We start from the raw sequence: 17,009 nt of genomic DNA on the forward strand, positions 1-17,009 counted from the left end.
ACTACTTTACGCGATCGGCCGCTCCCTCGCGGCTCCCCGCCCGCCCGCGCAGCAGGCGCGCGATCAGCGCTGCACCCACGGCCAGCACCGCGGTGATGACCAGCAGCACGATCTGGTAGCTGCGGTCATAGGCGGCGGTGGCGCCGGCGAACCACTCGCCCGGGCCGGCTTCGCGGGCGACCTGCTGCGCCTGGGCGAATCCTTCCCGCGCCAGTGCCGGAACATCCGCCGATACCGGCAGGAAGGCGCCGTACATCGCTGCGCCCAGGCTGCCCAGCATCGCCACCGCCAGCAGGCCGCCGAATTCGTAGGAGACCTCCTCCACGGAGGACGCCATGCCCGCACGGTGCGCAGGCACATTGTTGAGGATGGCAGTGGATGCGACCGAGATTGCCGAGCCCATGCCGAACCCGGTGATCGCCATGCCGGCGACGACCCAGCCCAGTCCGTGCGGAAAACCGAACGCGACCACGCCCACTCCCAGTGCCCCCGCGGCCAGTCCGCCGCAGATCAGCGGACGCAGGCCGACGCGGTGCAGGATGCTGCCGCCGAGCAGCGCGCTGGGCAGGCTGCCCAGCGCCGCCACCGATACCAGCAGGCCCGCCTGCAATGGCGTGAATCCGGCGACCAGCTGGAAACGCTGGGTGGTCAGCAGTTGCAGGCCCGCCATCGCAAACAGGGTGAACACCGCAGACAGCGTACCGGCCAGGAATGCCGGATTGCGGAAGATCGCGAAGTCCAGCAGTGGATGCGGCAGGCGCCGCTGGCGGCGGGCGAACGCGGCGCCCGCCGCCAGCGCCAGCACCGATGCCGCCGCGCCGAGGCCATAGGAAGGCGGCGTGGCGATCAGCGATTTGATCGCCAGCACCAGCCCCGACAGCGCCGCCAGCGCCAGCAGCGAGGACAGCAGATCCCACGGCCGGGACGTGTCGCGCTGCCCCTCCGGCGCCAGCAGCAGCGTCGCGACGAAGGCCACGATCACCACCGGCACGTTGACCAGGAACACCGATCCCCACCAGAAATGCTGCAGCAGCCAGCCACCGATGATCGGTCCGAGTGCGGCGCCGACGATCGCCACCGAGCCCCAGATCGCGATGGCGATGTTGCGCTCACGCTCTTCATGGAAGCTGAGGCCGATCAGCGCGAGCGTGGCCGGCATCATCGCCGCGGCGCCCACGGCGAGCAGCGCACGGGCAGCGATCAACTGCGCTGCGGTGACAGAGAACGCTGCCGCCAGCGAAGCCACGCCGAAGACCACCAGGCCGATCAGGAACATGCGACGGTGACCGATGCGGTCGCCCAGCGTGCCCGCACCGAGCAGCAGGCCAGCCATCACCAGTGGATAGGCATTGATGATCCACAGCGCCTGACCCGCGCTGGCGGAAAGCTCTGCCGTCAGCGTGGGCAGCGCCGTGTACAGCACCGAGTTGTCCAGCGTCACCAGCAGCAGGCCGGCGGCCACCGTGAACAACAGCGACCAGCGCCGGGCACGGGACAGAGCCGGAGCATCGGCCAAGGACTGGGACAAGGCCATGGGAAACAAACCTGGGCAAGAAGGTTCCATTAACTATACCGGATGTCCTGTATAGTTATAGCCCTGCAGCGACACGTTCAGGTTTCGACCCAGGCGCTGTTCAGCCCCGGCAGGCGCCGCTGGTGCTACCTGCAGTCCACCGGCAACGCCGCCACCGCCGCGACCACCTGTTCCTGCATGCCCTGCCCCACGGCCATGTCGAGTTCGCCCGCGATGTCACCGTGCTGGCGCCGCAGCTCGTCCTCGCACAGGCTGCGCACCCGGGCCCGCGCGTTCGCCCGCAGCGACGCACAGCGCCAGTCCGCGTCGCCGAGCGGCAGTACCGAATAAACCACGCTGTTGCATGCGTTGGAGGCCCGCTCGCGCAGCGTATGCCCACCGAAATCCCGCGGCGCCCTGCTGCGCGTGGGATCGAAGTAGCTGTCCGGGAAGGTGCGAGCATACTGCTCGATATCGACGTGCAGCACGCGGCCACCGGCCGCTGCGAGGGGCAGCGGATCCGTGCAGCGGGCACTGTCGGCGCGGTGCTGGATGTAACGGTAGATGGGACGGTCAAGGCCTGGATCCTCCGCAGTCACCGCACTCACCGCGCCCAGTACCGGCAGCGCGGCACGGTTGGCCATGCGCGCGAGCAGCCCTGCCTCTGCCGGCCGGCAGCGGTCGCGCAGGGTTGCCACCAGCAGGAATGCCACGTCGTTGCGGAAGGCCGCATCGTCCCCCATCCGCCGCTCGATCCGCTGCCGCATCTCATCGGTGGGCGCCACGGAAGTGGCCTGCGGCGGCTGCGGCTGCGCTGTCCGCAGGTACAGCCACCCGACCGCCGTGACCGTCACCGCCAGCAGCGCCATCGCCAGTAGTGGACGCCCGCGCATCAGTTGTGGATCGGCGTCAGTGTGGCGGCCGCCACATCGTAGGAAGCGCTGGCGATGTCGGCGTCGAAGCGCTTGACCTGCACCCGCCCGGCGAGTCGATAGGGGTCCCACAGCGCACCCAGCGTGATCGGCGTGGCCAACGTCACGTGGATCATCTGGTTCGGCGGTGGTGGGGGTACATGGATGCAGGCACCATAGAACGGGACGAACAGCACCTCGTCCACGCGTCCGTCGTCGGTGGTGCCCAGGGGCACGACGTAACCATCCAGGTCCACCGCACGTCCATCCACCGATGCCACCACGCGCGAAGAGCCGAACTGCCGGGCGCGCTCCGGACGGGAGTGGTCGATCGCCTGACCGGGCGGCGTGCCGGCGCCGCTGTCGTCAATCAGGCCACCGACGCCGGCCATGCCGTCGCGTGACAGGCCGATCTGCGGCGGCGGTCGCTGGAAACGGTCCTCGTCCGGCATCAGGGCGTCCCAGCGGTCGATCGGGCGTGCCGACGGAGACGGCGCCGCCGCCGGCAACGGTGCAGGGTGCTGTCCGGCACCGTCGGGCACGCGGGCGCATCCGGCCAGCAGCGCGCATCCAGCGAGCCCTGCAAGGCAATCACGGCGCATAGGGTTTCAGCCGTGCATCGCGCATGCTGTAGGCAGAGCCTGCCAGCTCATCGTCCAGGCGCTCGGCGTGCAGGTTTCCGGCCAGGAAGAACGGCGCGTACATGTCTGGCATCTCGATTGCCCGGTCCAGTACCACGTGCACGATCTGGTTCGGCGGCGGTGGTGGCACATGGATGCAGGCGCCGTAATACGGGACGAACAGGAATTCACTGAGCCGTCCTTCCGCAGTGCTGGCCAGCGGCACCACGTAGCCCGGCAGGCGCACCGGGCGCTGCAGCACTGCGTCGACGGTGCGGAACGTGCCGAACTGCGGCATGCGTCGGCTGCCGTTGTGTTCCACCTCAGGGCCTTCGCCACGTTCCAGCGCCGCCAGCTCGTCGGCGGGCATCATCTGCAGCCAGTCCAGCTCCTGCTCTTCCACGGTCGCTGCGCCCTGATCCGCCACCGGTGGCGGCAGCGCCTGCACGCCGGTGTCGACCGGCCGCTCGCAGGCAACCAGCATCAGCAACACTGGCAAGCCACCCAGCCGGCGCATGCTCATCCCGGCGACGCCAAACCGTCGGCGAGCGTGCGCCGGTAGGCCAGCGCGGCCGGCAGCAGGCCCGCCACGGCGCTGACCAGCAGCAGGCCCGCCACCCAGCCCAGCTCGCGCGCATCCGGCCAGACGTGGGTGATCGACAGGCCATACTGCGCCAGCGCCCAGCTGCGCCCCACGGCACTGGCCAGCACCAGCGCCGCCAGTGCCAGCCCGCACGCCAGCGCGCTGGTCGCCACCGCCTCCACCACCAGTAGACCGGCGATGTAGCGCGGACGCGCGCCGACCGCGCGCAGCACCGCCATCTCGCGGCGCCGCTCCTGCAGGGTTGATACCAGCAGCGCTACCAGCGAGACCATTCCCAGCAGCACCACCATCGCGCTGATCAACCGCAGTGCCCGCTCGGCCGTGCCCAACGATTGCCACAACTGCTGCAGGGTGACGCCCGGCAGGATCGCCAGCATCGCCTCCTCCGGATAGTCATTGATCGTGCGCTGCACGGAGAACGTCGCGATGCGGGTATTCAGGCCAAGCATGAAGGCGGTGATGCTGGTCGGGGTCAGATCAAGCCGCCGCGCCTGCTCCGCGCTGACATGCTGGCCGGGCAGCTGCACGCCGGAACGCCAGTCGATGTGGATGGCTTCGATCGCCGGCAGCGATACCAGTACCGACGCATCCACCGGTGTTCCGGTGCGCTGCAGGATCCCCACCACGCGGAACGGCTTGTCGGCATGCGTGGCCAGGGGCACCGCCCCGGTGCCATGCGCCAGCACGATCGGGTCGCCCGGCGTGATGTTCTGCGCCTGCGCCACCTCCGCGCCGATCACCGCATCGTACAGGTCCGAGAAGGGCCCGCCCTGTGCGAAGACCAGTTCATGACCGGCACCGTAGCGGTAATGCTCGAAGTAGCCGCCGGTGGTGCCGACCACGCGGTAGCCCCGCCAGGAATCGCCCAGCGAGAGCGGCACCGACCACTTCACCTGCGGCAGCGCCGACAGCGCCTGATAGGACTGCCAGGAGACATTGTTGGTCGGATCGCCGATATGGAACACTGAATAGAGCAGCAGGTTCACCGGTCCGGAGCGCGCACCCACGATCAGATCGGTTCCGGACACGGTGCTGGCAAAACCTTCATGCGCCTGCGTGCGGACCCGCTCCACGCCCAGCAGCAGAACCACGCTGAGGGCGATCACCAGCACCGTGAGGGCAACACTGAGCGCGCGGCTGCGCAGGCTGGCCCAGGCAAGTTCAAGCATGGGCAGCTCCGGCATGATTGATCTCGGCCAGGACGATGACCCGGTCGAACAGAGGCTGCAGGCTTTCATCGTGGCTGACCACCAGCGCGGTGGTGCCGAAGGCCTGGCATTGCCGGGTCATCAGGCGCACGAACGCGTCCGCCGCGTGCCGGTCCAGTGCCGAGGTGGGCTCGTCGGCAAGCAGCACCTGCGGCCGCCCGATCAGTGCGCGTGCCGCCGCCACGCGCTGCTGCTGGCCCACGCTGAGCCTGCCCGCCGGACGGTCCATCAGCGTCGGGTCGATCTGCAGGGACTGCAGCAGCCGTGCGATCTCCTCGTCCAGCGCTGCGCCGACGCGCTGCCTGCGCAGCCGCGAAAAGCGCAGACCCAGCGCGATATTCTCGCGCACGCTGAGGAACGGCAGCAGGTTGAACTGCTGGAAGATCACGCCCAGCTGGTCGGCACGGAAGCGGTCGCGGGCCGGACCGTTCATCGCATGCAGGGAGTGTCCGGCGACGTCGACCCGGCCCTGGCGAGCGCGCAGCACGCCGGCCAGCACACCCAGCAGGGTGCTTTTGCCACCGCCACTGGCACCGCGCAGCAGCACGCTGCTGCCCGCATCGACGCGCAATGCCGGAATCTCCAGTACCGGGCGATCGCCGTAGGCGAAGCGCAGGTCCTGCACATCGATGACCGCCGCACTCACTGCGCAAGTACCACGCGCAGAGTCTCGGCGGTCAGCACGTGCCGTCCCTGTCCGGCGGGCGTGGTGCTGTTGACGATGACCTCATGCAGGCCAGGGAACAGCACCGGCAGGCGGACCACCAGCACCCGCAGCGCGGACGGATGCGCGCACTGGAAACGCAGTCCGGCACTGAAGCCGGCATGGCCGTGGTGCCCGGCGTCGCGCATCGGGTCTGCAGCGAATCCGTTGGCGGCCACGCTGCTGGCGGCAAGGCGGCACTGGGCCGCAGTCGGCAGGGTGACCCATGCGCCTTCCTTCAGCAGTGCCTTCGCACGTGCGAGCGCGGCGCGCTCCTGCGGGGTGGCGGGCGGTCGCTCGAAATCGAGCAGGCCGATACCGGGGGCCTGCATTGCCAGGTCCAGTGTTCCCCGTTCGAGCGCCACATCGACCGTGGCCTGGCCATGCACATGCGCGCCCTGCTGGCGCACCTCATGGGCGTGGGCGGACGCCGCAGAAAGCAGCAGCAGAAACGTGGCGGGAAGCTTCATGAGGGTACCGTTAGTGTTACTATGTAACATTATGGACCACATCCGCACCGTTCCTGCAAGGGGTCTGCCACAGCCGCCAGCATCGGCACGCTGGCATCCCCGTTTCGATCTGGCCGGCGCAGGGCTGTCATTGGCCTGCGCAGCGCACTGCATCGCGCTGCCGCTGCTGCTGGCCTTCGTCCCGGCGGCCATGATGGCGTTGCGCTCGTTCCAGCACCCCGGCCATGCCCTGATGACCACCCTGCTGCTGATGTCACGCTGGGAGTGGGCGTTCGCGTTGCTCGCCTCGCTGCTGGCGCTGGCCAGCACCGCTGCGGGCCTGCGCCGGCACCGCCACTGGCTGCCGATGCGACTGGCCCTGGCTGGGGCTGGCCTGCTGTTGTCCGCATCGCTGTATCCACCGCTGAAGGAATCGCTGCTCTGGCACGGCATGGCCACCGCCTGCGGCGGTGGGCTGCTGGCGATGGCCCACCTGTGCAACCGCCGCGCCCTGCGTGCCTGCGCACGCGCGCGCCGATGATGGGAAGGGCGGGTCGGCCCGGCACCGGCCAACCTGACAGATCGGTAATGTCCGGGTCAGGGCCACGAAAGGTGCCCGCCGTCAGCCTGAGCGCCCCATTCCTGCAGGCAGCCACCATGTCGTCTTCGCTCCGCCGCTCCGCCGTTCTGCTCCTGCTGCTGCCGGGCGTCGCCGCCGCTCCGCTGGCCCTTGCACACCCCAGCCTGGTGAAGGCAACGCCCGCCGCCGATGCCAGCGTCGCGCCTGCCAACCGCATCGAGCTGACCTTCAGCGAGCGGGTGATGCCGCGCGCCACCCGCATCGAACTGAGCATGGCCCATGGCCGCACCCTGATGGCGATGCCTGCCCTTTCCCAGCAGGTGTCGGACGATGGTCACCGGCTGGTCGTGAGTTTCGCCAAGCCGCTGCCTGCCGGAGACTATCGCCTGCAGTGGCGCGCCGTCGGCCAGGACAGCCACCCCGTCACCGGCGACTATCGTTTCAGCGTGAAGTAAGCTGCGGTGGTGATCGAACTGTCTCCCTATGCCCTGCGGCTGGCGTTGTACCTGGCCTTGATGCTGCTGTTCGGCAGGATGCTGTTCATCCGCCCTGCGCCTGCGCGTCGCATCTTCCTGCCACTGGCCGTGATCGCGCTGGCAGTCGTGCTGCTGGACGCGGCGGTGCGGGTGACAGGCGTGCTGGGGCTTCCGCTTGCCGCGGTCGATCAAGCGACCGTCGCATGGTTCACCACCGCCACACCGGTCGGCGAAGCGGCACTGGTGCGTGCGCTGGCGCTGCTGGCAATGCTGCCGCTGCTTGCCGCAAGCGCGAAAGTGGCCGGGGCACGCCGTGTCATCCTGCTGCCGCTCTCGGCGGTCGCCCTGGCAAGCCTGGCCTGGAACGGCCACGCCGCCGCCGGCGACGGCATCCGCGGTGCGCTGCGCCTGGCGGCCGGGACCGTCCACCTGCTCGCCGCAGGCGCATGGGTCGGCGCGATCGCCGCGGTGCTGCATCTGGCCCTGCGCACCCAGGGCCCTTCCCTGCGTGAACGCACCCATGAACTCTGGCAGGTGGCGCATGGTTTCGCCCTGCCCGGTACGGTAATCGTGGCCCTGCTGGCGATGACCGGCACCTATACCTACGTGGATCTGCAGGGCTCGCTGCAGACCCTGTTCAACACCGCGCACGGGCGCTGGCTGCTGTTCAAGCTGGCCCTGGTCGCGGGCATGCTCGGCCTGGCCGCGCTGCACCGCTGGCGGCTGGTGCCGGCACTCGCCACCGCCATCCGTGGCGGCTGGCAGTTCCGCCCGCTGCGCTCGCTGCGTCACAGCCTCACCTTCGAGGCCGCACTCGGGCTGCTGGTACTGGCCTGCGTGGCCGTGCTCGGCACGCTGGACCCGCTGGCATGAGGGCGGCGCTGCGCGGGCCGGCATGCACACGATGAAGCTGCTGATCGTCGAAGACGAGCCCAAGACCGGCAATTACCTGCGACAGGGCCTGATCGAAGCGGGCTACGTGGTCGATCTCGCCTGCGACGGCGTGGACGGCCTGCATCTGGCGGCAAGCGGCGAGTACCAGCTGGTCATCCTCGATGTGATGCTGCCCGGTCTCGATGGCTGGAACGTCCTGTCGCGCCTGCGCGATGCGGGGTGGCAGGTGCCGGTGCTGTTCCTGTCGGCGCGCAGCAGCATTGCCGACCGCGTGCAGGGGCTGGAACTGGGTGCCGATGATTACCTGGCCAAACCTTTCGCCTTCGCCGAGCTGCTGGCACGCGTGCGTACCCTGCTGCGACGCGGCCAGGGCCAGTCTCAGCCTGACCGCATCGTCGTCGCCGATCTGGTGGTGGATACGCTTCGCCGGCGCGTGGAGCGCGGTGGCCAGCGCATCACACTGAGCCCGAAGGAATACGCGCTGCTGGAGCTGCTGGCACGACGGCGCGGCGAGGTCCTGCCACGCTCGTTGATCGCCTCGCAGGTGTGGGACATGAATTTCGACAGCGACACCAATGTCATCGATGTGGCGATACGCCGCCTGCGCGCCAAGATCGACGATGGCTTCGCCGAAAAGCTGGTGGTCACTGTGCGCGGGATGGGCTACGTGCTGGAGGCACCCGAGGTCGAAGCAGCGCAACCGCAATGAGCCTGCGACGCTCCATTGCCGTCCGCCTCACCGTGCTGTTCGCCACGGTCGGTACGCTGGTGCTGGCTGCACTGGGCGTGGCGATCTATCTGAGCGCGCGCCATGATCTGGTCGCACAGGATTTCGCCGAACTGGAGAACAAGGCCGCGTTGATCGCCGACCTCGCCGGCAGCGGCACGTCCGATGAGCGCGCCCAGCGCCTGGGCGATGCGCTGCGCCACCATCCCGATATCGCCTTCCACATCGTCGATGAGCAGGGCGGCGTGCTCTTCTCCACCGCGCCGGAGGCCTTGCGCGCGCATGCGCGGACCCAACCCGCCGACACTGAACCGCGCCGCCATGACTGGACGCTGGCCGACGGAAGCCGCCTGCACGCCCTCAATCTGCGGCAGACGCTGGCCGATGGCAGCCGCCTGGCCACCCTGCTGGCGATCGACGATGCGCGCCATGCGGACTTCCTGCAGCGCTTCCGCCACCTGCTGGCCGTCGCTCTGGTCACTGCTGCGGTGGCCAGCAGCCTGCTGGGGGGCTACGTCGTGCGGCAGACGCTGCGCCCACTGCGCACGCTGGCCGACGAGGCCCGCCATATCACCGCCGGACGACTGCAGCGCCGGCTCACGGCCGAGCACGTGCCCGTCGAACTGGAACAGCTGGCGCAGAGCCTGAACGGGATGCTGGCGCGGCTGCAACAGGACTTCGAGCGCCTCAGCGGGTTCTCCGGAGACCTCGCCCACGAACTGCGTACGCCGATCACCAACATGCTGACCCAGGTGCAGGTGGTGCTCGCGCACCCCCGCAGCAACGAGTCCTATCGCGAGACGCTGCTCTCCTGCGCGGAAGAGCTGCAACGGCTGGCACAGACCGTGGGCGATCTGCTCTATCTGGCCCAGGCCGAAGCACCCGGCGCCCTGCCCTCGCGCGAGGGGGTGGCGCTGGATGCGATGGTCGATGCGCTGCTGGAGTTCTACGATCTGCTGGCCGAGGAGCGCCAGCTCACGCTGCGGCGGGAAGGCAGCGCAGAAGCCAACGGCAACCGCCTGATGCTGCACCGGGCGGTCGCCAACCTGCTTTCCAACGCCCTGCAGCACGCCACGCCGGGTACGGAGATCGTGGTGCGGCTGGACGGCACCGGGCCCATGAGCCGGATTGCTGTCCACAACCTCGGTCCGTCGATTCCCATGCAGGCACTGCCCCGCTTGTTCGACCGGTTCTTCCGCGGCGAGCGCGGCCGGCACGAGGGCGCCGGGCTGGGATTGGCGATCACCCGCGCCATCGTGCAGGCCCATGGTGGATCGGTGAGCGTGGTCTCCGACGCATCGGGCACCGTGTTCGAGCTGGCCCTGCCGGGCGCTAGCGGTCCGGCGCAAACACGCCGGCAATCCAGTCGATGAATACCCGCAACCGCGGCGACGGCGTGCGGTTGCGCGGGTGAACCAGGCTCAACGGGCTGGGTGTGGGCGGCGATTCCGCCAGCAACTCCAGCAACTGACCACGTTCGATATAGGGATCCAGCCGGTAGCGCGGCGCCTGGATGATCCCGAGCCCCGCCAGTGCCGCCCCCAGGAAGGCATCTGCGCCGGATACCCGCACTGTTGCCGGCAGAGGCACATGGCGCACCTGCCCGGCCTGCTGGAACTCCAGAGGAATCAACTGTCCGCTGGCACCGGAACGGAAACCGACCATCCGATGACCGGACAGCAGCGCGTCGATGCTGTCCGGCAGCCCATGCGAACCCACGTAGGACGGTGAGGCAACGGTGACTTCGCGCAGCAGTGCCAGGCGCCGCGCGACCAGATCGCTGTCGGCCAGGGTGCCGACCCGAAGCGCGGCATCCACGCCTTCGCGCAGCAGATCCACGTAGCGATCCCCCTCGCTCACGTCCAGCTCGATGTCGGGATAGCGCTGCAGGAACTCGGGCAGGTGCGGAAACAACAAGTGCCGACCAAGCGTTCCGTGCACTTCGATGCGCAGCGTGCCGCGCGGCGGGACATCACGGAATGCGGCTTCGGCATCGTCCATGTCGGCGATCAGGCGCAGGCAGCGGCCATAGAAGGCTTCGCCCTCGAGGGTCGGCACCACCCGTCGCGTGGTCCTGTGCAACAGCCTCACCCCCAGCCGCCGCTCCAGCGCCTTGATCGCGTCGGTCACCGTGGCCCTCGGCAGCCCCAGGTCCTCTGCAGCGCGGGTGAAGCTGCGACGTTCGACGATACGGACAAAAGCGCGCAGGGCGGTGAATCGATCCATTGTTCGAACATCCGGATGATGTTGTCGGATTCTCCATGATTATCCGGGCGGCAGGAACCAGCAAGATGATGGGGCGCCACGCGGGCGCGTCTTCGAAGGAAGCCTTCATGTCCAGCTCCTCTCCCCGTACCGTCGCCCTGGTCACCGGCGGCTCCCGCGGCATCGGCGCCGCGATCTCGCGTCGGCTGGCGGCCGACGGCCATGCGGTTGCGATCAACTATGCCGGCCGCCGCGAAGAGGCTGATGCCCTGGCCGCCGAGCTGGTCTCCGCCGGCGGCCAAGCCATTGCGCTGCAGGCCGACGTGGCCGATCCGCAGGCGGTGAGCCGCTTGTTCGATGCCGTCGAGGCTCGTTTCGAGGGCATCGATGTGGTGGTCAACAGCGCCGGAGTGCTGCAGCTTGCGCCGCTGTCAGCCACCGACGACGCGTTGTTCGATCGGGTCACCGCCATCAATCTCAAGGGCGCCTTCAACGTGCTGCGCGAGAGCGCGCGACGCGTCCGCGACGGCGGCCGCATCGTCGCGCTGTCCACCAGCGTGGTCGGCCTCAAGCTGGAGAACTACGGTGTCTACGCCGCAAGCAAGGCGGCCGTGGAAACCCTGACGGCGATACTCAGCAAGGAGCTGCGTGGCCGTGGCATCACGGTCAATGCCGTGGCACCCGGCCCGACCGCGACCGACCTGTTCCTGGAGGGCAAGTCGCCGGAACTGATCGAGCGCCTGGCGCAGATGAATCCGCTGGAGCGGCTGGGCACGCCGGACGACATCGCCGGCGCGGTGGCTTTCCTGGCTGGCACCGACGGCGGCTGGATCAATGGCCAGGTGCTGCGAGCCAATGGCGGGATGGTGTGACAGCAAAGCCGCCGGGCATGGCCCGGCGCTACCGTTACGGCGTTGACATCGAGTACGGCGCCTGCGCGCCCTGCCCGGGCCAGTCCCTGTTCGGCTCGGCCTGCATGGTGAAGCGCAGCTCGCCCCCGGCCATGATCTCGTCGTGGCGCAGGAAGGTGCGCTGCAGCGGTTTGCCGTTCAGGGACACACTGCCCACATAGGTGTGCCTGTCATCCAGCCCCTCGGCCACGATGGTGAAGGTCCTGCCGTTGGGCAGGCGCATGGCGGTCCTTGGCAGGAACGGGCGGCCCAGGATGTACTCCCCCGAGCCCGGCGCCACCGGATAGAAGCCCAGCGCGGTGAACACGTACCACGCCGACATCTGGCCCACGTCATCGTTGCCGGCCAGGCCATCGGGACGGTCGGCGTACTGGGTCTCCATGATCTGCTTCAGGCGCGCCTGCGTGCGCCAGGGCTGACCAGCGTAGGCGTAGAGGTACGCAACGTGATGGCTGGGCTCGTTGCCATGCGCATACCAGCCGATCAGGCCGGTGATGTCTTCCATGTGCTCGAAGACCGCCGGATCGACCGTGGCGTTGAACACCTCGTCCAGCCTCGCCAGCAGCCGGTCGCTGCCGCCATGCGCGGCAGCCAGGCCCGCCACGTCCTGCGGGACGTACCACGAGTACTGCCAAGCATTGCCCTCGGTGTAGTCGGTGCCGTAGCCGCTGGCGCTGGGATCGAACGGGGTGCGGAAACTGCCGTCGCGCTTGCGGGCACGCATGAAGCCGGTGTCCTTGTCGAAGGCATTGCGCCAGTTCGCCGCACGCTTGTCGAATGTCGCCGCGATCTCGCTCCTGCCCATCGCCTGCGCCATGCGCGCGATGGTCCAGTCGTCGAACGCGTATTCCAGGGTCTTGCTGGCCGCTTCGCCCTCTTCATCGATGGGCACATACCCCAGCTCACGGTACTGCGCGATGCCGTCGTAGGGACCGTAATTGGCGGTCTCCACCATCGCGTCGAGCGCCTTTGCGGCGTCGAAGCCGCGGATGCCCTTCACATAGGCGTCGGCGATGACCGGCACCGCGTGGTAACCGATCATGCACCAGTCTTCCAGGCCGTGGAACGACCACACCGGGAGCATGCCGTACGGGCTGTGTTCGTGGTGAGCCAGCATCGAGTTGATGAAGTCGCTGTTGCGTTTTTCCGGCTGCACCAGAGTCAGCAGCGGATGCAGCGCCCGGTAGGTGTCCCACAACGAGAACGTGGAATAGTGGGCATACCCCTTGGCGACATGCACGGCGTTGTCGGGGCCGCGATACTGGCCATCCACATCCATGAACAGCGTCGGCCCCAGCATCGTGTGGTACAGGGCGGTGTAGGCGCTACGCCGCGCATGCTCCGGCGCATCGATGTCCAGCACCGATAGTGCCTGCGTCCATTCCTGCCGGGCCTGCGCACGCACGCGGTCGAAGTCGAAGTCGGCGACCTCGGCATCCAGGTTGGCGATCGCACCGGCCTCGCTCACGGGCGAGATCGCCACCTTCACCACCAGCGGAGCATCCAGCCTGCCGAAATCGAACGTGCCGACCAGCTGGCGGCCTTCGATCTGTGCGCGCTGTGCCGGATCTTTCTCACCCGGCGGCGGGAAGCCCTTGTACACGATGTCCTGCTCGGTGTTGTGCAGCGCATGGCCTGCCAACGGTTGCGAGAAGCGCATGGCGAAATATAGCTGGCGCCCCGGCGCCCAGCCGCGGGTCTCGCGGAAACCGGTGATGGTGCCGTCCGTACGCACTCGCACCCGCGACCACAGCACCTTGCCCGGGTAGTCGTACATGCTGGTCCGCATGTCCAGCAGTACCTTGGCATCGACGCCCTTGGGGAAGGCGTAGCGATGCACACCGACCCGGGCGCTGGTGGTCAGTTCGGCGCGCACCTTGTAATCGTCCAGGGTCACCGCGTAGTAGCCCGGTTCGGCCTTTTCGTCGTCATGGCGGAAGCGCGACGCATAGCCGCTGCCGGGCCGTTCGGGGTCGCCGCGTTCCAATCCCGGGTTTCCGGTGAACGGCATCACCAGGATGTCGCCGAGATCAGAATGCCCGGTGCCGGAGAAGTGGGTGTGCGAAAAGCCGACGATGCTGCTGTCGTCATAACGGTATCCGGCGGCCCAGCCGTAAGCCTTCTCACGCGGCTGGATGCGCGTGTCCGGGCTGAGCTGGACCATGCCGAAGGGTATCGTCGCGCCGGGGTAGGTATGCCCTTCACCACCGGTACCGATGAAGGGGTCCACCGAGGCATACGCCTTGTCGGCGGCGGACTTCGAAGGCGCTGCCCAGGCCGCGCCGGAGGCGAGCATGGCCGTGGCGGCGAAGGCGATCAGGAGACGACGGTCCAGCGTGGGCATCGGCATTTGGATCGATTCAGATGGTGTACCGATGCTAGCACCAGTGCCCGTGCATCGCATGCTGCAGTGCGGCCGCAGTCCCCGGTGCAGCGTGCCCTCAGTCGGGCAGCGGGCCCTCCAGCGCGGCGAGATCGGCACGCACGCGCGGACGCACCACGCGTGCCACTTCCCGGCCGTCGTGCAGCAGGATCACCGTGGGCCACAGCTTCACCTGGAACGAGCGCCCGAGCGCCCGCCCTTTCCCATCCTCGATCTTCCAGTGCGCCAGATCATGTGCTTCCACGACCTCCTGCAGCGCCGGCTGTGCCCCCTGGCAATGGCCGCACCAGGGCGCACCGAATTCCAGCAGCTGCCAGCCGTCGCGCGCCTCCACTTCGGCGCGTGACGGCTCGCTGGACAGGTGCGTGCGCATGAAGGGCACCGAGGTTACCCCGCCAGGCTGCGCTGGATGTCTGCCAGCGGCGCGTTGGTCAGGTCCTTGGCGATGTCGCCCAGCAACCGTGCCTGCGTCTCCTTGTGCAGCAGCGGACGGATCCGTCCGAGCGTGGTGGGGTCGGCCACCAGCAGCAGGTGGGCATAGCGGTTGTTGAGCGCATCCTCGTTGAGCTGTTCGGCCACCTGCTTGGCGAAGGTGGCTTCGTTGAGCTGGGCGATGGACATGTCCTTGGGAACGGCACCGGCCGGGCCCTGCCCGGAGACGCCCGTCTCGCTGATGTCCTGCAGCCGCAGTTCGCCCTCCTGCTTCAGCGTGAGCTGCTGCGCGCTGCCGACATTGGTGAACACCCGGGCCGAACCACCATCGGCCACCACCACCAGCGTCCCCTCGGGAATCGTTCGTGCCATCGCTGCCTCCTCGTACGCGTTTCGAATGTTTCTGCAGCACCACCCTAGGTCGCCCACCGTAACCGTGGCGCGCACACAATGTGATCCATTCGTTGGAATGGAAGATCGCGGCTCAACTTGCCCCGGCGCCGGCCGCTACCCACGGCATCACCGCGAGGAACCCCCCATGCATGCTGCCTCCCTGCTCCATGTCTGCTTCGCCGTTGGCCTGGCCGTCGCTGGATGCGCCGGCTGCATCCACCAGTTCCTGCAGGGCCAGCCGGTGCTCGCGCTCGGCATTGCCCTGGCTTCGCTGATGACCACGGGCACCGCGCTGGCGACGCGTCATCTGGCGGTACCGGTCGCGATGGCGCTCGCCTGCACCCTGATCGGCGCAGCCGCCACGCACTGACCCGGCCAGCCATTGAAGGAACGCAGGCGCTACCCGCGCGGCGGCGACAGGCTGGAGGTGGCATCGGTCTGCAGCAGGCTGTCGCGCTCGCGCAGCGGCAAGCGGATCCACGCATCCACGCCCTGGGGTGAGAACGCAAGTTCGCCGCTACCGCCAAGCTCGTAGGGAATGCGCTGTTCGACCAGCGCCCGACCCAGCCCGCGATGCGAAGGGACGATCCAGTCGTCGTTCACCGCGCGCCGCTCGCACCAGTGCAGGTCCAGCCAGGCTTCACCGTCGATGTCCTGCATCGACCAGGACACCTCGATCCGCGTATCGCTGTGCACCGATGCGCCGTGCGTGAGCGCGTTGCTGGCCAGTTCATGGACCGCCAGCGACAGCACCTCGGCCGCCTTGGGCGGCAGCAGCACGTCCTCCTCGCCCTGCAGAAGGAATCCGTCGGGCGCGTGTCCCTGCACCGCGATCTCCTGATCCAGCATGCCACGCAGGCTCACCCCGGCATTGGCGCTGCGGGTGAGCAGGGTCTGCGTGCGAGAAAGCGACATGAGGCGTGCGCACAGGCGGTCAGCGTACTCGTCCACGCTGTCGACCGACTCGCGTGTGCGCCAGGCGATGGCGTGGATCGTGGCCATGATGTTGCGCACGCGGTGCTGCAGCTCGGCCAGCAATACCGCCTGCCGCTCGGTGGCACGCTTGAGATCATCGATGTCCACCGCGATGGCGAACACGCCCGTCACCTCGCCGTCGACATCTCGCAGCGGCGCCGCCGCGACCCGCGTCCAGCGGACACACCCATCCTCATGGGTGAACTGGAACTCCAGTCCGGGCACCACGGTTTCTCCGCGCAGGGCCCGTGCGATGGCGAAATCCTCGGGTGCGATCGGGCTGCCATCGGCATGCCAGCCCTGCCATCGGTGCTGGTTGACCGGATCGGCCGAGGGCACCTGGCTGCTGGGAAGATAGGCGCGCATCTGGTCGTTCGACAGCTGCATCCGCCCCTGCGCATCGACAATGCACAAGCCGACCGGCAGTACCTTGAACGCCAGCGCCAAGCGCCGGTCGCTCTCCTGCCGCCGCCGCTCCTCGCGCTCACGCGCGGCCTGTGCCACGTGCGCTGCCGTGGTCTCGAACATGGTGACCAGCACACCGCCCACCTGCCCTTCCTCGCCGCGGAGCGGACTGTAGGTGATGGTGAACCAGACGTCCTCCAGCCGGCCCTGCCGGGCCAGCGGGTACAACTTGTCCTCGAACGTGACGGTCTCACCCTGCCAGACCCGGTCGTAGATCGGCCCGTTGATGTGCCAGACCTCGGGCCAGCAGTCGCGGGTGGGCTGCCCCAGGCCAGCGGGATGCTTGTCGGCAAGGATCTCGGCATAGCCGTCGTTGTAGAGCTGGATGAGCTCCTGGCCCCACAGGATGATCATGGGAAACCCATGAGCCAGCATCATGTCCACGGTGGCGCGCAGATGCGCCGGCCACCGCCCAGTCGGGCCAAGCGGCGTCCCTGACCAGTCATGGCGCGCGATGCGCGCATCCATGCCGTCATGCAGTCCACCCAGACGATGCGCCGGAGGTGCTGTGCCGCGCACGGACGAGGGAGCAGCGGTATCCAATCGCCGGCCCATGCCGC

General features: G+C 68.4%; 19 protein-coding genes. 7 read left to right on the forward strand and 12 right to left on the reverse strand.

Annotation, left to right across the window (positions count from 1 at the left end; genetic code table 11):
- Position 1: 1 nt before the first annotated feature.
- From AC5P5M_RS11815 to AC5P5M_RS11845, 7 genes are all read right to left on the reverse strand, one after another.
- The gene (locus AC5P5M_RS11815) at positions 2 to 1,534 is read right to left on the reverse strand and encodes an MFS transporter (RefSeq protein ID WP_478053280.1); all 1,533 of its coding nucleotides are present in this window, start codon (positions 1,532 to 1,534) and stop codon (positions 2 to 4) included.
- 125 nt (positions 1,535 to 1,659) lie between these two features.
- The gene (locus tag AC5P5M_RS11820; RefSeq protein ID WP_459040318.1) at positions 1,660 to 2,406 is read right to left on the reverse strand and encodes a hypothetical protein; all 747 of its coding nucleotides are present in this window, start codon (positions 2,404 to 2,406) and stop codon (positions 1,660 to 1,662) included.
- Entirely contained in the window at positions 2,406 to 3,026 is a 621-nt protein-coding gene (locus tag AC5P5M_RS11825) for a DUF3299 domain-containing protein (protein ID WP_495205923.1), read from the reverse strand. The genes AC5P5M_RS11820 and AC5P5M_RS11825 overlap by 1 nt, the downstream gene beginning before the upstream one ends.
- Positions 3,016 to 3,561: a DUF3299 domain-containing protein gene (locus tag AC5P5M_RS11830; RefSeq protein WP_164152801.1), complete on the reverse strand. Its 546-nt coding sequence runs from the start codon at positions 3,559 to 3,561 to the stop codon at positions 3,016 to 3,018. The genes AC5P5M_RS11825 and AC5P5M_RS11830 overlap by 11 nt, the downstream gene beginning before the upstream one ends.
- A gap of 2 nt (positions 3,562 to 3,563) precedes the next feature.
- The gene (locus AC5P5M_RS11835) at positions 3,564 to 4,817 is read right to left on the reverse strand and encodes an ABC transporter permease (RefSeq protein ID WP_081284414.1); all 1,254 of its coding nucleotides are present in this window, start codon (positions 4,815 to 4,817) and stop codon (positions 3,564 to 3,566) included.
- Positions 4,810 to 5,502 carry an ABC transporter ATP-binding protein gene (locus tag AC5P5M_RS11840; RefSeq protein WP_495205924.1) on the reverse strand — a complete coding sequence of 231 codons (693 nt, stop codon included), beginning with the start codon at positions 5,500 to 5,502 and terminating at the stop codon, positions 4,810 to 4,812. Before AC5P5M_RS11840 ends, AC5P5M_RS11835 begins: the two co-directional genes overlap by 8 nt.
- On the reverse strand, positions 5,499 to 6,029 hold the full coding sequence (locus AC5P5M_RS11845; protein WP_346480231.1) for a ZrgA family zinc uptake protein: 531 nt from the start codon (positions 6,027 to 6,029) through the stop codon (positions 5,499 to 5,501). The genes AC5P5M_RS11840 and AC5P5M_RS11845 overlap by 4 nt, the downstream gene beginning before the upstream one ends.
- A gap of 31 nt (positions 6,030 to 6,060) precedes the next feature.
- Here AC5P5M_RS11845 and AC5P5M_RS11850 point away from each other — a divergent pair, with 31 nt between their 5' ends.
- From AC5P5M_RS11850 to AC5P5M_RS11870, 5 genes are all read left to right on the forward strand, one after another.
- On the forward strand, positions 6,061 to 6,549 hold the full coding sequence (locus tag AC5P5M_RS11850; RefSeq protein WP_495205925.1) for a MerC family mercury resistance protein: 489 nt from the start codon (positions 6,061 to 6,063) through the stop codon (positions 6,547 to 6,549).
- 116 nt (positions 6,550 to 6,665) lie between these two features.
- On the forward strand, positions 6,666 to 7,043 hold the full coding sequence (gene copC / locus AC5P5M_RS11855; RefSeq protein WP_495205926.1) for a copper homeostasis periplasmic binding protein CopC: 378 nt from the start codon (positions 6,666 to 6,668) through the stop codon (positions 7,041 to 7,043).
- 9 nt (positions 7,044 to 7,052) lie between these two features.
- Entirely contained in the window at positions 7,053 to 7,937 is an 885-nt protein-coding gene (gene copD / locus AC5P5M_RS11860) for a copper homeostasis membrane protein CopD (protein ID WP_111187011.1), read from the forward strand.
- 31 nt (positions 7,938 to 7,968) lie between these two features.
- Positions 7,969 to 8,667, forward strand: coding sequence for a heavy metal response regulator transcription factor (locus AC5P5M_RS11865; RefSeq protein WP_053516367.1), 699 nt, complete (start codon positions 7,969 to 7,971; stop codon positions 8,665 to 8,667).
- Entirely contained in the window at positions 8,664 to 10,058 is a 1,395-nt protein-coding gene (locus tag AC5P5M_RS11870) for a heavy metal sensor histidine kinase (RefSeq protein WP_495205927.1), read from the forward strand. Before AC5P5M_RS11865 ends, AC5P5M_RS11870 begins: the two co-directional genes overlap by 4 nt.
- Here the strand turns inward: AC5P5M_RS11870 and AC5P5M_RS11875 are convergent.
- Entirely contained in the window at positions 10,018 to 10,911 is an 894-nt protein-coding gene (locus AC5P5M_RS11875) for a LysR family transcriptional regulator (RefSeq protein WP_065176182.1), read from the reverse strand. The two genes, AC5P5M_RS11870 and AC5P5M_RS11875, sit on opposite strands and share 41 nt — an antisense overlap.
- Before the next feature lie 107 nt (positions 10,912 to 11,018).
- Between AC5P5M_RS11875 and AC5P5M_RS11880 the strand changes: the two genes are divergently transcribed.
- Positions 11,019 to 11,762 carry an SDR family oxidoreductase gene (locus AC5P5M_RS11880; protein WP_065182361.1) on the forward strand — a complete coding sequence of 248 codons (744 nt, stop codon included), beginning with the start codon at positions 11,019 to 11,021 and terminating at the stop codon, positions 11,760 to 11,762.
- A 34-nt stretch (positions 11,763 to 11,796) separates the two neighbouring features.
- On the opposite strand, the gene AC5P5M_RS11885 is transcribed toward AC5P5M_RS11880, so the two are convergent.
- The 3 genes from AC5P5M_RS11885 to AC5P5M_RS11895 all read right to left on the reverse strand — a co-directional run bounded on the left by AC5P5M_RS11885 (position 11,797) and on the right by AC5P5M_RS11895 (position 14,988).
- Positions 11,797 to 14,151, reverse strand: a complete 2,355-nt coding sequence (locus AC5P5M_RS11885; protein WP_481504653.1) for a GH92 family glycosyl hydrolase — start codon at positions 14,149 to 14,151, stop codon at positions 11,797 to 11,799.
- Positions 14,152 to 14,242: 91 nt separating this feature from the next.
- On the reverse strand, positions 14,243 to 14,566 hold the full coding sequence (locus AC5P5M_RS11890) for a thioredoxin family protein (protein ID WP_495205928.1): 324 nt from the start codon (positions 14,564 to 14,566) through the stop codon (positions 14,243 to 14,245).
- A gap of 5 nt (positions 14,567 to 14,571) precedes the next feature.
- Positions 14,572 to 14,988, reverse strand: coding sequence for a baeRF12 domain-containing protein (locus AC5P5M_RS11895; RefSeq protein ID WP_053516277.1), 417 nt, complete (start codon positions 14,986 to 14,988; stop codon positions 14,572 to 14,574).
- Positions 14,989 to 15,154: 166 nt separating this feature from the next.
- On the opposite strand from AC5P5M_RS11895, the gene AC5P5M_RS11900 reads away from it, so the two are divergent.
- Positions 15,155 to 15,379 carry a hypothetical protein gene (locus AC5P5M_RS11900; RefSeq protein WP_053516280.1) on the forward strand — a complete coding sequence of 75 codons (225 nt, stop codon included), beginning with the start codon at positions 15,155 to 15,157 and terminating at the stop codon, positions 15,377 to 15,379.
- Between the two features lie 29 nt (positions 15,380 to 15,408).
- Here the strand turns inward: AC5P5M_RS11900 and AC5P5M_RS11905 are convergent, their stop codons facing one another.
- Complete coding sequence (locus AC5P5M_RS11905; RefSeq protein ID WP_263174415.1) at positions 15,409 to 17,004, reverse strand: sensor histidine kinase; 1,596 nt, start codon at positions 17,002 to 17,004, stop codon at positions 15,409 to 15,411.
- Positions 17,005 to 17,009 lie beyond the last annotated feature (5 nt).

The sequence above is a fragment of the Stenotrophomonas sp. YJH_SMC_106-19 genome (genome assembly GCF_059368375.1).

What these genes read in the sequence shown, in the direction of transcription:
- AC5P5M_RS11885 (WP_481504653.1), bottom strand. Translation starts at nt 14,151, where the DNA reads ATGCCGATGCCCACGCTGGACCGTCGTCTCCTGATCGCCTTCGCCGCC.
- AC5P5M_RS11845 (WP_346480231.1), bottom strand. Translation starts at nt 6,029, where the DNA reads ATGAAGCTTCCCGCCACGTTTCTGCTGCTGCTTTCTGCGGCGTCCGCC.
- AC5P5M_RS11850 (WP_495205925.1), top strand. Translation starts at nt 6,061, where the DNA reads ATGGACCACATCCGCACCGTTCCTGCAAGGGGTCTGCCACAGCCGCCA.
- AC5P5M_RS11825 (WP_495205923.1), bottom strand. Translation starts at nt 3,026, where the DNA reads ATGCGCCGTGATTGCCTTGCAGGGCTCGCTGGATGCGCGCTGCTGGCC.
- AC5P5M_RS11815 (WP_478053280.1), bottom strand. Translation starts at nt 1,534, where the DNA reads ATGGCCTTGTCCCAGTCCTTGGCCGATGCTCCGGCTCTGTCCCGTGCC.
- AC5P5M_RS11895 (WP_053516277.1), bottom strand. Translation starts at nt 14,988, where the DNA reads ATGGCACGAACGATTCCCGAGGGGACGCTGGTGGTGGTGGCCGATGGT.
- AC5P5M_RS11900 (WP_053516280.1), top strand. Translation starts at nt 15,155, where the DNA reads ATGCATGCTGCCTCCCTGCTCCATGTCTGCTTCGCCGTTGGCCTGGCC.
- AC5P5M_RS11865 (WP_053516367.1), top strand. Translation starts at nt 7,969, where the DNA reads ATGAAGCTGCTGATCGTCGAAGACGAGCCCAAGACCGGCAATTACCTG.
- AC5P5M_RS11830 (WP_164152801.1), bottom strand. Translation starts at nt 3,561, where the DNA reads ATGCGCCGGCTGGGTGGCTTGCCAGTGTTGCTGATGCTGGTTGCCTGC.
- AC5P5M_RS11875 (WP_065176182.1), bottom strand. Translation starts at nt 10,911, where the DNA reads ATGGATCGATTCACCGCCCTGCGCGCTTTTGTCCGTATCGTCGAACGT.
- copC (WP_495205926.1), top strand. Translation starts at nt 6,666, where the DNA reads ATGTCGTCTTCGCTCCGCCGCTCCGCCGTTCTGCTCCTGCTGCTGCCG.
- AC5P5M_RS11870 (WP_495205927.1), top strand. Translation starts at nt 8,664, where the DNA reads ATGAGCCTGCGACGCTCCATTGCCGTCCGCCTCACCGTGCTGTTCGCC.
- AC5P5M_RS11835 (WP_081284414.1), bottom strand. Translation starts at nt 4,817, where the DNA reads ATGCTTGAACTTGCCTGGGCCAGCCTGCGCAGCCGCGCGCTCAGTGTT.
- AC5P5M_RS11880 (WP_065182361.1), top strand. Translation starts at nt 11,019, where the DNA reads ATGTCCAGCTCCTCTCCCCGTACCGTCGCCCTGGTCACCGGCGGCTCC.
- AC5P5M_RS11820 (WP_459040318.1), bottom strand. Translation starts at nt 2,406, where the DNA reads ATGCGCGGGCGTCCACTACTGGCGATGGCGCTGCTGGCGGTGACGGTC.
- AC5P5M_RS11905 (WP_263174415.1), bottom strand. Translation starts at nt 17,004, where the DNA reads ATGGGCCGGCGATTGGATACCGCTGCTCCCTCGTCCGTGCGCGGCACA.